The sequence below is a fragment of the uncultured Alcanivorax sp. genome, from assembly GCF_947258575.1.
Taxonomy (GTDB): Bacteria; Pseudomonadota; Gammaproteobacteria; order Pseudomonadales; family Alcanivoracaceae; genus Alcanivorax.
This window is the reverse complement of the sequence record NZ_CAMYIV010000009.1, coordinates 45,512-59,904: the sequence shown is the minus strand read 5'-3', so window position 1 is coordinate 59,904 and position 14,393 is coordinate 45,512. Positions and strand designations below refer to the sequence as shown.

Annotated in this window: 10 protein-coding genes; 5 read left to right on the top strand and 5 right to left on the bottom strand. The window is 58.7% G+C overall.

Annotated elements, in window-relative coordinates; all coding sequences use genetic code 11:
- Window positions 1–251: 251 nt before the first annotated feature.
- Together nadC and Q0Y02_RS09080 are read right to left on the bottom strand one after the other, a co-directional pair.
- Window positions 252–1,094 carry a carboxylating nicotinate-nucleotide diphosphorylase gene (nadC, locus tag Q0Y02_RS09085; RefSeq protein ID WP_297767101.1) on the bottom strand — a complete coding sequence of 281 codons (843 nt, stop codon included), beginning with the start codon at window positions 1,092–1,094 and terminating at the stop codon, window positions 252–254.
- Between the two features lie 70 nt (window positions 1,095–1,164).
- The gene (locus Q0Y02_RS09080) at window positions 1,165–2,502 is read right to left on the bottom strand and encodes a sodium:alanine symporter family protein (RefSeq protein ID WP_297767100.1); all 1,338 of its coding nucleotides are present in this window, start codon (window positions 2,500–2,502) and stop codon (window positions 1,165–1,167) included.
- Window positions 2,503–2,707: 205 nt separating this feature from the next.
- Here Q0Y02_RS09080 and Q0Y02_RS09075 point away from each other — a divergent pair, with 205 nt between their 5' ends.
- The 5 genes from Q0Y02_RS09075 (at window position 2,708) to aceF (ending at window position 11,462) form a co-directional block, all read left to right on the top strand.
- Window positions 2,708–4,939: a DUF1631 domain-containing protein gene (locus Q0Y02_RS09075; protein ID WP_297767098.1), complete on the top strand. Its 2,232-nt coding sequence runs from the start codon at window positions 2,708–2,710 to the stop codon at window positions 4,937–4,939.
- 325 nt (window positions 4,940–5,264) lie between these two features.
- The gene (ampD, locus tag Q0Y02_RS09070; RefSeq protein ID WP_297767096.1) at window positions 5,265–5,831 is read left to right on the top strand and encodes a 1,6-anhydro-N-acetylmuramyl-L-alanine amidase AmpD; all 567 of its coding nucleotides are present in this window, start codon (window positions 5,265–5,267) and stop codon (window positions 5,829–5,831) included.
- Window positions 5,828–6,664: a hypothetical protein gene (locus tag Q0Y02_RS09065; RefSeq protein ID WP_297767094.1), complete on the top strand. Its 837-nt coding sequence runs from the start codon at window positions 5,828–5,830 to the stop codon at window positions 6,662–6,664. The genes ampD and Q0Y02_RS09065 overlap by 4 nt, the downstream gene beginning before the upstream one ends.
- 433 nt (window positions 6,665–7,097) lie before the next feature.
- Window positions 7,098–9,770 carry a pyruvate dehydrogenase (acetyl-transferring), homodimeric type gene (gene aceE / locus Q0Y02_RS09060; RefSeq protein WP_297767092.1) on the top strand — a complete coding sequence of 891 codons (2,673 nt, stop codon included), beginning with the start codon at window positions 7,098–7,100 and terminating at the stop codon, window positions 9,768–9,770.
- A gap of 36 nt (window positions 9,771–9,806) precedes the next feature.
- Window positions 9,807–11,462 (top strand): dihydrolipoyllysine-residue acetyltransferase, encoded by a 1,656-nt coding sequence (gene aceF / locus Q0Y02_RS09055; protein ID WP_297767090.1) that lies wholly within the window; start codon window positions 9,807–9,809, stop codon window positions 11,460–11,462.
- Between the two features lie 179 nt (window positions 11,463–11,641).
- On the opposite strand, the gene Q0Y02_RS09050 is transcribed toward aceF, so the two are convergent.
- From Q0Y02_RS09050 to Q0Y02_RS09040, 3 genes are all read right to left on the bottom strand, one after another.
- Window positions 11,642–11,968: a hypothetical protein gene (locus Q0Y02_RS09050; RefSeq protein WP_297767088.1), complete on the bottom strand. Its 327-nt coding sequence runs from the start codon at window positions 11,966–11,968 to the stop codon at window positions 11,642–11,644.
- Window positions 11,969–12,248: 280 nt separating this feature from the next.
- Window positions 12,249–12,920, bottom strand: a complete 672-nt coding sequence (locus tag Q0Y02_RS09045) for a response regulator (RefSeq protein ID WP_297767086.1) — start codon at window positions 12,918–12,920, stop codon at window positions 12,249–12,251.
- The gene (locus Q0Y02_RS09040; RefSeq protein ID WP_297767084.1) at window positions 12,917–14,269 is read right to left on the bottom strand and encodes an ATP-binding protein; all 1,353 of its coding nucleotides are present in this window, start codon (window positions 14,267–14,269) and stop codon (window positions 12,917–12,919) included. The genes Q0Y02_RS09045 and Q0Y02_RS09040 overlap by 4 nt, the downstream gene beginning before the upstream one ends.
- Window positions 14,270–14,393: the final 124 nt, after the last annotated feature.

Below are 14,393 nucleotides of genomic sequence, written 5' to 3'. Positions count from 1 at the left end.
AGGCTTGACCTCGATCAGCCTGGAAACCCGGTGCGAAAGCACCGGGTTTTTTTATGGCGGTGGTTTTTTCGGGGCGGGAGTTAGATGGTAGCTAGAAGTCAACGCGGATAACGGAGCCTAGCGTTTTCGACTATTACGTCTTGTCATATTCCTACCCCTTTCTGTGCAGCCTATTGGCATTCTGGATATGGCGCCTGGCTGCGTGATTAGCCTCTTATCTAAGTGAAACTGAACGTCGATTGATGTGGAGATCAAGATTGCAGTCGGAGAGATAAGTCAGTGGCTATTACATGCTTGGTTAAGGCTCCGGACGACAAAAACCAGCTACGGTTGTCGGGTAAGCAATTGGCATTTTCCAATGTAAGGTTGCCAGAAACCTCAAGAGCAGCTACGTCAGTAGTGTTCCCAGCGTTGTGCAGCATTTCGGCACTAAAGTTATCCAGCATAATCTGATCTGGTTTCAGCCGTGCGGCTTCCTCCAGTTCCTCCAGTGTTTCCACTTCTACAATGATCTTCTTTTCCGGCGCCAATGCCCGCGCCCGCTCGATGGCTGCGGTAATTCCACCACAAGCAGCCACATGGTTCTCCTTGATCAAAAACGCATCGTACAAGCCGATGCGGTGATTCTGGCAGCCCCCACAAAGCACGGCGTATTTCTGGCCAGCCCTAAGGCCGGGGAGCGTTTTACGCGTATCCAGAATGGTGACGTTCGTGCCTTCTACGGCATCCGCGTAGCGGCGCGCAGTAGTAGCGGTACCCATCAGGGTCTGCAGGAAGTTCAGCGCGGTGCGTTCGCCTGTGAGAATCTGGCGGGTGTTGCCTCGCAGGGTGCAGAGTGTGGTATCTGCGGTCAGCCGATTACCATCCTGCACATGCCACTCAATCTGCACATCGCCCAGTTGCCGGAAGACCTCATCAGCCCAGGGAATGCCGCACATGACCGCGTCTTCGCGGGTAATGATGGTGGCGGTCGTTTCGCTGTCGGCATCGATAAGCTGAGCGGTGATGTCGCCGCTGCGGATGTCTTCTTCAAGAGCAAAGCTTACGTTGCGCTGAATATCGTCACGCACATAGTCGGGCAGGGTGATGGTCATGCTGTTCTCGGTGCTGAACTCAATGAAAACCCGCAGGCAGGCCTGCGGGTCGTGTTATTGGGTGGTGTTTTCAATCGGGCCGGGTGGAAAAGAATTCCCGGCTGAGCCTGACCACCACGGGTGACAATAATAGCAGAGCAATCAGGTTAGGTATCGCCATCAAGATATTCATGATGTCGGCTAGTGCCCAGACCAGGTTCAGGCTGACGACGGCACCAAAAGGCACTGCCAGTACCCAGATCACCCGGAAGGGCAGGACGGCCCGGTCGCCAAACAGGAACTGGGTGCAGCGTTCGCTGTACAGGCTCCAGCCCAGCAGGGTGGTGAAGGCAAAGATCGCCAGGCCGCCGGCCACAATCACATTGCCGAAGTCCCCGAAGGTAGAGGAAAAGGCCAGGGCGGACAGCGGCGCGCCTTCTGCACCGCTGGTCCAGGCGCCGGAGGAAACGATGGCCAGGCCGGTGATGGAGCAGACGATGATGGTGTCGATAAACGTACCCAACATGGCGATGGAGCCCTGTCTGGCCGGGTGATCGGTATTGGCGGAGGCATGGGCGATGGGCGCGCTGCCCAGGCCGGCCTCGTTGGAGAAGATGCCACGGGCAATCCCGAAACGGATCGCTTCCTTGACCAGAGCGCCCGCGAAACCGCCGGCAGCCGCAGTGCCGGTGAAGGCACTTTCGAAGCATAGGGCCAGGGCGGCGGGCAGGGCGTCAGCATGGTCTACCAGCACCACCAAACCGGCCAGCAGGTAGGCCAGCGCCATAAAGGGGACGATATAAGTCGCCACGGTGGCAATCCGCTTCATGCCGCCTAGTACCACCAGGCCCACGAGGACGGCCAGGGTGACCCCTGTTACCCATGCTGGAAGCCCGAAGCTGTCCTGCAGGCCGTGAGCGACAGAGTTGGCCTGGACGCTATTGCCAATGCCGAAGCCGGCCAACATGCCGAAGATGGCAAAAGCGATGGCCAGCCAGCGCCAATTTGGGCCGAGACCGTTCTGGATGTAGTACATGGGGCCGCCCACATACTGGCCGGCGCTGTCCTTTTCCCGATATTGCACGGCCAGTACGGCTTCCGCGTACTTGGTGGCCATGCCCACCAGGGCAATCAGCCACATCCACACGAGTGCTCCCGGCCCGCCGGAGTGAATAGCCGTCGCTACCCCCACGATGTTACCGGTACCGATGGTCGCAGACAGCGACGTGGCCAGGGCGGCGCCGGCACCGATCGTGCCGACCCCGATCTTCGGGCCGAACATCTGTCTGAAGCCAAACCCCAGCTGTCTCAGGGGCAGGAAACGCAGGATCAGAGTCAGATAGAGGCCTGTGCCAGCAATCAGGATTAGTGCCGGCCATCCCCACAGGAAGCCGCTGATCTGTTTAAGAATGGTAACCGCTTGCTCCATGGCTCTCGTCCATTGCCCCAAAAGGCCTTAGGCTATGGGAATTTAGCGGGCAGGGAAAGCTGGCGACGTGTTTGTGGTTAACTAAATATAAAGCCTCACATGCCAACTAGTTCAAAATTATTAGTTTGATGGTGTGATAGCTTAGTTAGGTATTAAAACCACAGTCCCATTTTCTGAACGGGTGCAGCTTAATCCCGGGGGTGTCATGGCCAAGGTTACCCAACTCAAATCGGTCGCTGCCAAAGCAGCCGCTAACAGCCTGCCCAGACCGATCGAAAAAGTGCGTGACCGCTATCTGTCGCTGGCGTCTTCCTATCTGGAGGATATGCTCGATGGAGCCGATGACATCCTTTACGACCTGGCGGAAAAAGAAGCGGATAGCGAGCGCGAGCGCTACTTTGATGCCATGCGTGAGCTGCGCATCCAGCGAGCTGGGCTGATGGCTGGCTTGAAACAGGTCATCCAGCAGCAGTTTTCCAATCTTGGACGCCCCCAGGAGGAAACGTCTTCACTGGAAAGTACCAAGCTTGATCTGGACTCTCTGACTCTGGTCAATGAGGAAGAATTGGAAACCACGGTGGCCCTGGACAACATGGCTCGCCGTGCCCGCAATGGCTGTGTGGAACAGCTCAAGGTGTTGTGCCACCGCCTGGAATATCTTTTTGAAAGCAAGGCAGAAATCACCGAACGGAATAATCCGCTGGAGCCACGCCAGCTGGTGGACGCCTTCAGCCAGGGGCTTGAAAAGCTCTCTCTGGACATCAAGTCTCGCCTGATCATCCTCAAGCTGTTTGAGCGTGAAGTCATGGCGGAAACCGGATACATGGTGTCTGAAGCCAACAAGGTGCTAGTGGACGCGGGTGTCTTGCCGGACATGAAAACCGCGCCCATCGCACCTGCACGTAAGCCTGGGAATCGTTCACTGGCGGGCAGCCAGGCATCCTCCTCGAGCTCTGCTGCCGGTAGCAATGACCAGATGTTCGGGTTGTTACAGGAGCTGCTGGTAACCATGCGTGGCATGCAGGGTGGCTCAGCTGCCGCATCCGGAGCCTCTGCAGGCGCGGACATGAGCGCGGCCATGGCAGTCATGCAGAACGGTGTGCCTTATCTCAATGGCGCCCCGGTGGCCAACGCGGCTTCCGTCCACCAGGTCAGCTCTGATGACTTGATGGGTGTGCTCAATCGTTTGCAGCGTGTGGAACGCAGCCTCAGCGAAACAGATGGCGAAAAGGCCAACCTGAAGGACGACCTGTCAGAATTGCTCGACAGTGAGCATGGCGAAGCCATTCATGCGCTGGATCAGGCCGATGACGATGTGATCAACCTGGTGTCCCTGCTGTTTGATTTCATTCTGGATGACGAGGGCCTGCCCTCCGAGATCAAGGCGTTGATTGGGCGCCTGCAGATTCCCTTGCTGAAAGTGGCAATCACCGACAAGAACTTCTTCAGTAACGACAACCACGAAGCTCGACTACTGCTCAACATGCTGGCCCGGGCCGGCAATCAGTGGGACCCGCAACAGGGTATCCAGGACGACCTGTACCAGCGTATCAACCACGCGGTACATCGCATCATTGATGATTTTGAAGACGATGCCAGCTTGTTTGCCACCCTGCTGGATGAGTTTCAGCGCTTTTTCGACAGCCAGAGCTCACGCTCCGAGCGCGTTGAGCAGCGGGTGCGTGAGGCGGAGGAAGGCAAGGCTCGTGCCGAGCTGGCCCGTCAGGAAGTGGTGGCGGTGCTCGACAAGCGTATGGCAGGCCGTCAGTTACCCGATGTGGTGGTACGGTTGCTGCGCCAGGGTTGGCAACAGGTGCTTTACCTGACCTGGTTACGCGAAGGTGCCGACAGTGGTGCCTGGCAGCAGCAGGTCAAGGTGGTTGATGGCGTGGTCTGGAGTGTTCTGCCACACCGTGATCAGGCGGCGCTGGAAAAGCTCAAGGCGCTCAGCCCCAAACTCCTCAAGACGCTGCATAGCGGGCTTGCCCAGATCAGTTATGATGAAGCAGAAGCCAAGCAGTTACTGATCAAGTTCCAGGATGTGCACCAGCAACTGCTCAAGGGCCTGGAAACCGAGCGAGTGGCTGTGGAGCCGGAAATGCCGGCACCGCAACCGCAAGCCCAGGAAGAAGCCGTTTTGCCGGAAAATCACTTCCTGGTGAAAAAAGCCGGGCAGCTTGCCCCGGGCCAGTGGATTGAGCTCGTGGACGGTGACGAGCCGCGCCGTGCCAAGCTGGCTGCCAATATCCGCGCCGGCGTCAAGATGGTGTTTACCAACCGTCGCGGCATCAAGGTGGAAGAGTTCTCTGCTTACACGCTGGCCGTTGCCCTGCATGAAGGGACTGTTAAACTCATCGAAGAGGGAGCCCTGTTCGACCGGGCTCTGGAAGCGGTTATTGGAGACCTGCGCCGCATGCAGGCCAGCGCACAGCACTAGTCGTTGGTTTGTCCGCGCGGGCATAGAACCTGTTCATGATCTATACGCAGCCGCGTTGCCGCTAAAAATGGTGCCAGGCAATACTCGCAGAGCACAGAGGGCGCGGACCGCAGGGCCTGACGGGTCAAGTTCAAGGTCCGCAACACAGCATGGCGCCATTTTTAGCGGTAACCCGAAGGGCCGGGCCCCTTTTTCCGCCAGCCCGCGATTGCTCTTATTTATGTAGAATGACTACACGACACAATCGCAATCACGACCTGGCGAAAAAATTGACTCCGGCGCGGTTGCGTATAGATCATGAACAGGTTCTAAGGAGCTTGCGCGGGTGCTCACCCTCAACGAACACCGGGTCGATCAGGCACAGTGGTGCCCATCCCCCAATTTCAATCTCCGCCCCGATCCCGATGATATATCCCTGCTGGTGATTCATAACATCAGCCTGCCGCCGGAGCAGTTCGGCGGCGATCACATCCAGGCCCTGTTCCAGAACTGCCTGAACCCGGACGACCACCCCTATTTCCGCGAAATCCACCAGCTGACCGTATCGTCGCATTTTCTCATCCGGCGTGACGGCAGCCTGTTGCAGTTTGTTCCCTGCGATCGGCGGGCCTGGCATGCCGGAGTTTCCAGCTTTGCCGGGCGGGAAAACTGTAATGATTTTTCCATCGGCATCGAGCTGGAAGGCGCAGATACTGTTCCCTATGAAGAGGTGCAGTACGCGACCCTGACGGAACTTACTGCACTACTGCAATCCCATTACCCGGCGATCAAGGATGTCCGCATCACCGGCCACGAACATATTGCCCCGGGCCGCAAGACTGACCCGGGGCCCGCTTTCGACTGGGCGGATTACCGGGCCCGCCTGGCCCGTTTCAAGGAGGAAATGGCATGAAGTTTCTGGTGCTGATACTGGTCCTCGGCCTGCGCCGTCTGGATACCAGCTGGCCGCTGTGGCTCGCCAACCCGCAACGCCATCAGGGCTGGTTGCAGCAATGGGGCAACCGCCTGGGGCAGGGGCAGCGAGTCTGGTGGCTGGCCGTGCTGTTGCCAGCACTATTGATTTACGCCCTGACCTGCTGGCTGGACGGTTTCTGGGGGCAGCTGGTGGTGTTGCTTCTGGGCGTGATATTGATGCTGTGGCTGGCAGGAGGACAAAGCGAGTTTCGTCATGTGGATGAATTACTGGTGCGTGGTCGAATGAACGACCCGGAAGGCTTTGCGGCCCTGGCCACGGATGAATTCGATGTGACCGGAACACCGGACGATCCTGCCTACCAGAGTGCCCTGACGGAAAAAATTCTGGCGCGGGAACAACAGCTCTTTATCGCTATCTTCTGGCTGGTGCTACTGGGTTTCGCCGCGGCGTTTCTGGTCGTACTCAATCGAGCCTGGGTAATCCGGGCTGGCGACGAGCAGGCCAATCACTGGCAGACACGCCTGGATAGCTGGCTAAGCTGGCCGGCCAACCGGTTGCTGGTGTTGAGTATGGCGCTGGCCGGTGATTTCACCGCCGTTATGGAAAAAATGCGTGGCCATTGGTCGCGCCAGGAACACAGCGGCCAAGCGCTACAACAGGTGGCCAATGTGGCCCTGGAAGACTCCCAGTCCAGCGGTGAAGGTTCCCTGTCAGCGGCCCTGGATCATCTGGAATCCCTGCAGGGGCTGCTACTGCGCTGTGTTGCCATCTGGCTGATCCTGGCGGCGCTGTGGGTTATCGCGATCTGAAGGCGCTGGGTCGCGCGTGGGGTGCACTGAGCGAACCCTCTAATTAATCATTGAGAATGGATAATTGATAACGGCGCGATCAACGCTGTGTCGGTTCTCAATTCTCAATTATTCATTATCAATTGCTTTTCGCCTGGTGTTGTTCGCTTGGGCTCATGCACCCTGCGGGAAGGGTGGAGGTGCTTTTCTCCCGACCAGACTTAGGTCTGATGTCGTCCTGCTGTGGCCGTCGTCATGCTGGCAGGGCTTTTGCCATACCAAAACATCCGCCTGTAACCCGCCTGTGGTGATTATCGTCATTTGACCGGCCAGTCATTGCGGCTAGTATGGAAAGAGCTTGTATCAGTTCGCCCAACACCCCCGGGCGCTTATTTCCGCGGTGCTGCAGTGATCCTGCAGGGCTGCCAGGCGACGCGAAAAAGGACGCATGCCCATGCACAAAAGAAGTTTCTTTGATGATATGGACCCGGCAGAAACCCGGGAGTGGCTTGAAGCCCTGGAATCCGTGGTCGAGCGCGAAGGCCCTGAGCGGGCCGCCTGGTTGCTTGACACCATCACCAACGAGGCCCAGGAACAGGGCATTCGCCGTACCGACCTCAATACCCCGTACCTCAATACCATTGCTGCCAAAGACGAAGTACCGATCCCCAGCGATATCTTCATGGAACGCCGGGTGCGGTCCCTGGTGCGCTGGAATGCGCTGGCTATGGTGATGCGGGCGAACATGGATAACGATGACGAGCTGGGTGGCCATATCGCTTCCTTTGCGTCATCTGCCACGCTTTACGATGTAGGTTTCAATCATTTCTTCCGGGCCCCCAGCGACAAGAACGAAGGGGACCTGGTGTTCTTCCAGGGCCATTCGGCCCCGGGCGTTTATGCCCGCGCTTACCTGGAAGGGCGCATCAGCGAAGAGCAACTCGACAACTTTCGCCGGGAAGTGGATGGCAAGGGCCTGTCCTCCTATCCGCATCCCTGGCTGATGCCGGATTTCTGGCAATTTCCCACCGTGTCCATGGGGCTGGGGCCGATTCAGGCCATCTACCAGGCCCACGTTATGAAGTACCTGCAAAACCGCGAGCTGATCCAGAAGGATGACCGCAAGGTGTGGGCCTTCCTGGGCGACGGCGAAATGGACGAGCCGGAATCCCAGGGTGCTCTGGCCCTGGCCGGTCGCGAGAAACTGGATAATCTGATCTTCGTGGTCAACTGCAACCTGCAGCGCCTGGATGGTCCGGTGCGCGGTAATGGCAAGATCATCCAGGAGCTGGAAGGCGTCTTCCGGGGTGCCGGCTGGAATGTGATCAAGGTGGTCTGGGGGAGTCTCTGGGACCCACTGCTGGAACGGGACAGCCAGGGGTTGCTGCGCCGGCGCATGGAAGAGTGCGTGGACGGTGAATACCAGGCCTACAAGAAAAACGGTGGCGCCTATACCCGCGAGCATTTCTTCGGTGAGTACCCGGAGCTGAAGAAGCTGGTGGAGCATATGTCCGACGATGAGGTGTACCGCCTAAATCGCGGTGGCCACGATCCTTTCAAGGTCTACGCGGCCTACCATGCGGCGGTCAACCATACCGGTCGGCCCACGGTGATCCTGGCCAAGACCGTAAAGGGTTACGCCACCGGTGCCGGCGAAGCGGTCAACAAGGCCCACCAGATGAAGAAGCTGGACCTGGAAAGCCTGAAGGATTTCCGTGATCGCTTCGATATGCCGTTCACCGATGAACAGCTCAAGGACGTGCCCTACTACCGGCCGGATGCGAATGCCCCGGAAATGCGCTTCATGAAAGAGCAGCGCGATCAGCTGGGCGGCTATATGCCGATGCGTCGCCAGCAGGCCAGCCAGGCGCTGACCCTGCCCGGGCTGGATATCTTTGCCAACTTCCTGGAAGGCAGCGGTGACCGGGAAATTTCCACCACCATGGCGTTTGTGCGCATGATGAGCGCGCTGATCAAGGACAAGCAGATCGGCGAAAGGGTGGTGCCGATTGTGCCCGATGAAGCTCGTACCTTCGGCATGGAAGGCCTGTTTCGACAGCTGGGCATTTACTCTTCCGGTGGCCAGAAATACGAGCCCGAGGACGCCGGCCAGGTCATGTATTACCGGGAAGACAAGAAGGGCCGCATTCTGGAAGAGGGCATCAACGAAGCGGGCGCCATGTCCGGCTGGCTGGCGGCTGCCACCAGCTACAGCGTGCACGATTTCACCCTGATTCCGTTCTACATCTATTACTCCATGTTCGGTTTCCAGCGCGTGGGAGACCTGTGCTGGGCCGCCGGCGATAGCCAGGCCCGGGGTTTCCTGCTGGGAGCCACCGCCGGGCGCACCACCCTCAATGGCGAAGGGCTGCAGCACCAGGATGGCCACAGCCATCTGCTGGCCAGCACCGTGCCCAACTGTGTCAGCTATGACCCCACCTACAGCTATGAGCTGGCGGTAATTCTCCATGACGGGCTCAAGCGCATGTATGAAGACAACGAAAAAGTCTTCTACTACCTGACGCTGATGAACGAAAACTACGTGCACGGCGCCATGCCGGAGGGGGCCGAAGAAGGCATTCGCCGGGGCATGTATCTGTTACGCGAAGGCAAGGGAAAAACCAAAAAATCCCCCCGTGTGCAGTTGCTGGGCAGTGGCACCATTCTTCGCGAAGTGGAAGCCGCCGCGGAACTGCTCCGTGATGACTTCGGAGTGGCCGCGGACGTGTGGAGTGTCACCAGCTTCAACGAACTACGTCGGCAAGGTCTGCGCCTGGACCGGGACGAAATCCTCAATCCGGATCAGGAGCGTGAGCGCAGCTGGGTAGAGAAATGTCTGGATGATCGCGACGGCCCGGTGATTGCGTCCACCGATTACATGCGTGCCTTTGCCGACCAGATCCGGCCCTGGGTACATGCTCCTTATACGGTGCTGGGCACCGACGGGTTCGGCCGCAGTGATTCCCGCCAGAAACTGCGCCACTTCTTTGAAGTAGACCGCTATTTTGTGGTGCTGGCGGCACTCAGTGCGCTGCGCAAGGATGGCAAGGTAGAGGCGTCTACTGTGAAAAAGGCCATCGAAAAATACGGCATCGATACGGATAAACCCTATCCGGTGATGCATTGATCGCACCCCAGCGTGATCTCACAAAAGGAGACAGGTGTGAGTAAGAGCATGATTTGTGTTCCCGATGTGGGCAGCAGTGATCCTGTTGACGTCATCGAGATCAGCGTGAAAGTCGGCGATACCATTGCCGCAGAAGACACCATTATTGTTATGGAGTCCGACAAGGCCACGGTGGAAGTGCCGGCGCCCCAGGCGGGGACGATTACTGCCATCAGCGTCAAGGTGGGGGATCGGGTCAAGGAAGGCGATGAACTGATGGAAGTGGAGGCCGACGGCGAGTCGGAAGACGACGCCGTCCAGGAATCCGAGGCTGTCAGTGAAGCGTCGCAAGCTGCAGAGGAAAAACCGGCGCCAGAGTCGACGCCGCAAGAAGAGGATGAGCCCGAAGCACCGCAAGCGCAGGAAAGCGGTGGCAGCGAAACGGTTTCCGTCCCCGATCTTGGCGATATCGATGCTGCAGAAATCATCGAAGTGAATGTGGCCGTGGGTGATGAGCTCGAACAGGAGCAGGTCATCGTGGTGGTGGAATCGGACAAGGCGTCCCTGGAAATTCCAGCCCCCTTCGCCGGCAAGGTGGAATCGGTGGCAGTGAAGATGGGCGACAAGGTTGGCACCGGCGATGCGCTGCTGACCATGGCCGTAGCCGGCGGTAAGCCGACAGCGGACAACAAAGCAGAGGCGGCAGAAAAGTCAGAGACGAAGTCGGCGCCAGCCCCGGAGCAGACCTCCTCCGAGCAAAAACCGGCTCCGGCAACGTCGCAGCCAACCACAGCGGATGCCGGTTCCCACTCCAGGTCCGTGCACGCCGGCCCGGCGGTCCGCAAGCTGGCACGGGAAATGGGCGTGGATCTGGCGCAGGTCAACGGCACCGGGCCCAAGGATCGTATCCTCAAGGAAGATGTGCATGCCTGGGTGAAGCAACGCCTTGAAGGTGCGCCAAAGGCATCCGGCGGTGGTCTGGCGGTGGAATTGCCGGAGATCGATTTCAGCCATTTTGGTGAGATCGAGCGGCTGGAACTCAACAAGCTGCGCAAGGTGTCCGCCCAGAACCTGACTCGCTCCTGGCTGACCATTCCCCATGTCACCCAACACGAGATGGCAGATATCACCGGCCTGGAAGCGTTCCGCAAACAGCAGAACAAGGTGCTGGAGAAAGAAGGCGTTAAGCTGACCATGCTGGCGTTTCTGGTCAGCGCCTGCGCCAGGGCGCTGCAGGAGTTCCCGCGTTTCAACAGCTCCCTGGAAAACAGCGGTGAGGCTTTGATTCAGAAGCACTACATCAACATCGGCATTGCCGTGGATACCCCCAATGGACTGGTGGTGCCGGTGATCAAGGATGCGGACAAGAAGGGTCTGAAAGCCATTGCCCAGGAAATGGGTGAGCTGGCGGAAAAGGCCCGTAACCGCAAACTGACACCGGCGGATATGAAAGGCGGGACTTTCAGTATTTCCTCGCTGGGGGGGATCGGAGGCACCGCCTTTACGCCCATTGTGAATTGGCCGGAAGTGGCCATCCTCGGGGTAAGCCGATCCGACATGCAGCCGGCCTGGGACGGTGAGCAGTTTCAGCCTCGGCTGATGCTGCCGCTGAGCCTGTCCTATGACCACCGGGTGATTGATGGCGCCGATGCGGCCCGTTTCACCACCTACCTGAGTCAGTTGTTGACGGATATGCGACGGGCGCTGCTTTAAGTGGTCCTCTCAATGCAACGAAGATAGCCGGCAATTTGCCGGCTATCTTCGTTGGGGGGTGCGGGTCTGACGTCGGAAGTCTGAGGTCAAACCCAAAACCAGCTTTCATGCTTTTCAGACTTTTATTTTTTAGCGTCGGATGTCCGACCTCAGACGTCCGAAAAAAACGGTAGCCTGAATTATTCCCCCTGCTTACCCTTTTTTCCCTTCCATTTTTCCTTGCGTTCTTCCCAGCGCTCCTTGCGCTTTTCTTTCATCTCGGCCAGCTTTTCCTGCTGCTCCGGGGTCAGTACGGTATTCATTTTAGTCTGCGTTTCTTCATGCAGGGCTTTCATCTTTTCGCCCTGCTCCTGAAAGATGGCCTTGAGCTGAGTGCTTTGTTCTTCGCTCAGTTCCAGTTTCTTTTCCAGACGCTCCACCATGTGCTCGCCGCCTTTATGACCAGGGCCATAGGCAAAAGCGGAGGTGGTAAAGATAGCCAGGGCAACAATAGCCAGTTTTTTCATGATGCTCTCCTTGTGACTCAGTGAGTCCCTGTGAATGTGTGGAAGCAGTATGGGCGGGAAGGGTGCAAGGAATATGCAGGAAATAAGGAAGACGCAGGTTCGATGGCGCCAGGCTGTAGGAGCCCCTCTTGAGGGGCGAACCGGAACTGACCGGCGAGTGGCTATCTGGAACATGTCGATGGGTGAAATCCCTGATCGCCCTTCGGTCGATTCCGTGCTTCGCACGGTTCGCGGCTCTAGAGCCGCTCCTACAGCGGCTTTGTAGAGGGGGTTGTTGCCGCTACGGCTGCTCCAACCGATACCCCACCCCATAAACACTACCGATCCAGTCATGGGAGGTATCATCCCCGTCGCTGAGCTTGCGGCGCAGTTTGCGGATGTGGCTGTCGATGGTGCGGTCAGAAACCACACGGTGGTCCTGGTAGATTTCATCCATCAACTGATCCCGGGACCAGATGCGACCAGGGTGGCGGGACAGGGTCTCGAGCAGGGCGAATTCGATGGCGGTGAGGGCGACCCGCTGCTTGCCCATGACCGCTTCATAGCGCTCGTCGTCCAGGGTCAAGGTGGGGCCGGTAGTGTCTGGTTGTGGGTTGGACCGGCGCAGTACTGCCTTGACTCTGGCCACCACTTCCCGGGGGCTGAAGGGTTTACAGATATAGTCGTCGGCACCCAGTTCCAGGCCCAGCAGGCGATCCACTTCATCCACCCGGGCGGTGACCATCAGGATCGGCACCTGGCTGTGACGGCGGATGGCCTTGCACACTTCCATACCGTCGCCGTCCGGCAGCATCAGGTCCAGCAAGATAGCCTGGAAGCGTTCCTCTTTTGCCAGTGCCATGGCGGTCCGCGCGCTGTCGGTCTGTTCGGTGTGGAAGTGGGCGTGCTGGAGATAGTCTGCCATCAGTTGTGACAGCCGTGGCTCGTCTTCCACGATCAAAATGCGGCTCATGTGCTCTCTCCCGGCAAGGTGATACGGATCCGCACGCCGCCCAGAGGGCTGTGCTGCGCACCGATGGTGCCGCCATGGGCTTCAACGATACGCTGGCAAATGGCCAGCCCCAGGCCGGCGCCGCCGGTGCGGCGGTTGCGGGAGCTTTCTACCCGGTACAGATGGTCGAACAAGCGGGGCAGGGCCTCGTCGGGCACACCCGGGGCACTGTCTTCCAGCAGTAGTTCCCAGTTGTCGCCAGTGTGTGTCAGCGAGAGGCTCAAGGTACCGCCGCTGGCGGTGTACTTGAGAGAGTTCTGCAGCAGGTTGTCCAGCAGCTGGCGAATGCGCACCGGATCCATATCAATAACGGCAAGGTCGGGAATACGGGTTTCCAGGCTGATGCTCTGCTGGCTAAAGCTGTTGCGATAGCTGTCGACCACCTCGCCGAGCAGGTACGCCAGATCCTCCCGGTGGAACTGATAACGCAGATTGCCGCCATCCGCCAGCGCCAGGTCGTGCAGGTCGTTGATCAGGTGAGTGAGCTGGGCCACTTCCCCTTCCAGAGACTTGATGAATTCGGCGCTCAAGGGGCGAATGCCATCGCTGATGGCTTCCAGCTCACCCTGCAGGATTGCCACCGGGGTGCGCAGCTCATGGGCAATATCCGAGAACCAGCGTTGGCGGGCCTGCTGGCCCTGATCCAGACGCTGCGCCAACTGATTGACCTGTTCGGTGAGGGTGCCCAGTTCGTCCCGGCGGCGGGTTTCCAGGCGGGCGCTGTAGTGGCCTTCCTGCAGGTCGCGGGTGTGGTTGGACAGGGCAAGAATCGGTGCCACCAGGTGGCGGGCCAGTAGCCAGGACACCAGCAGTGACAGCAACACGCCCACAAACAGCATCCAGCCCATGAAGCGCAGCTGGCGGCCCTTGAAGCGTTGGTCCAGTTTGTCGCGGATAGCGTCCTGATCCGGGTAGGTCAGGTAGCCGACGATACTGCGGCCGACCTGAACAGGAATGTCCGAACGGAATTTCGGCGGCGCGGGTGGGCCTAACAGCCGTTGTTTGTGGGCATCCAGCAGCTGCAGATGGCGGTGATCGCCGCGGCTGTCACGGTCGTCATCCCTATCTCCGGCCAGCCGGTAGAGTCGTTTGAGCAGACGGGGGTCATCCATCAGGAACTGCCAGCCGCCGCGCTGTTGGTAGAGGATGCCAAGGTGATCCGCCAGTCGTTCTACCTGGGCTTGCTGACGTTCATCCAGATAGGTTTCCAGACTGCGCAGGAACGACAGGTAATAGAATCCGCTGGCCGCCAGGGTGAGCACCAGGAAGGTGGACAGGAAAATGACAAAGAGTTTGTTGCGAATGCCCATGGCGAAACGTCGTCGGTCCGGGCCTCCAGTGTAGCCCTTGCTTGTGCCCTTGAGGCAGGGTTGCACAATGTTTTCACAATGGGGATGGAGAAGGCCGGAGGCACGACTTGTGGGAAGCGATGCT

What these genes read in the sequence shown, in the direction of transcription:
- nadC (WP_297767101.1), bottom strand. Translation starts at nt 1,094, where the DNA reads ATGACCATCACCCTGCCCGACTATGTGCGTGACGATATTCAGCGCAAC.
- Q0Y02_RS09080 (WP_297767100.1), bottom strand. Translation starts at nt 2,502, where the DNA reads ATGGAGCAAGCGGTTACCATTCTTAAACAGATCAGCGGCTTCCTGTGG.
- Q0Y02_RS09075 (WP_297767098.1), top strand. Translation starts at nt 2,708, where the DNA reads ATGGCCAAGGTTACCCAACTCAAATCGGTCGCTGCCAAAGCAGCCGCT.
- Q0Y02_RS09065 (WP_297767094.1), top strand. Translation starts at nt 5,828, where the DNA reads ATGAAGTTTCTGGTGCTGATACTGGTCCTCGGCCTGCGCCGTCTGGAT.
- aceE (WP_297767092.1), top strand. Translation starts at nt 7,098, where the DNA reads ATGCACAAAAGAAGTTTCTTTGATGATATGGACCCGGCAGAAACCCGG.
- Q0Y02_RS09050 (WP_297767088.1), bottom strand. Translation starts at nt 11,968, where the DNA reads ATGAAAAAACTGGCTATTGTTGCCCTGGCTATCTTTACCACCTCCGCT.
- Q0Y02_RS09045 (WP_297767086.1), bottom strand. Translation starts at nt 12,920, where the DNA reads ATGAGCCGCATTTTGATCGTGGAAGACGAGCCACGGCTGTCACAACTG.
- Q0Y02_RS09040 (WP_297767084.1), bottom strand. Translation starts at nt 14,269, where the DNA reads ATGGGCATTCGCAACAAACTCTTTGTCATTTTCCTGTCCACCTTCCTG.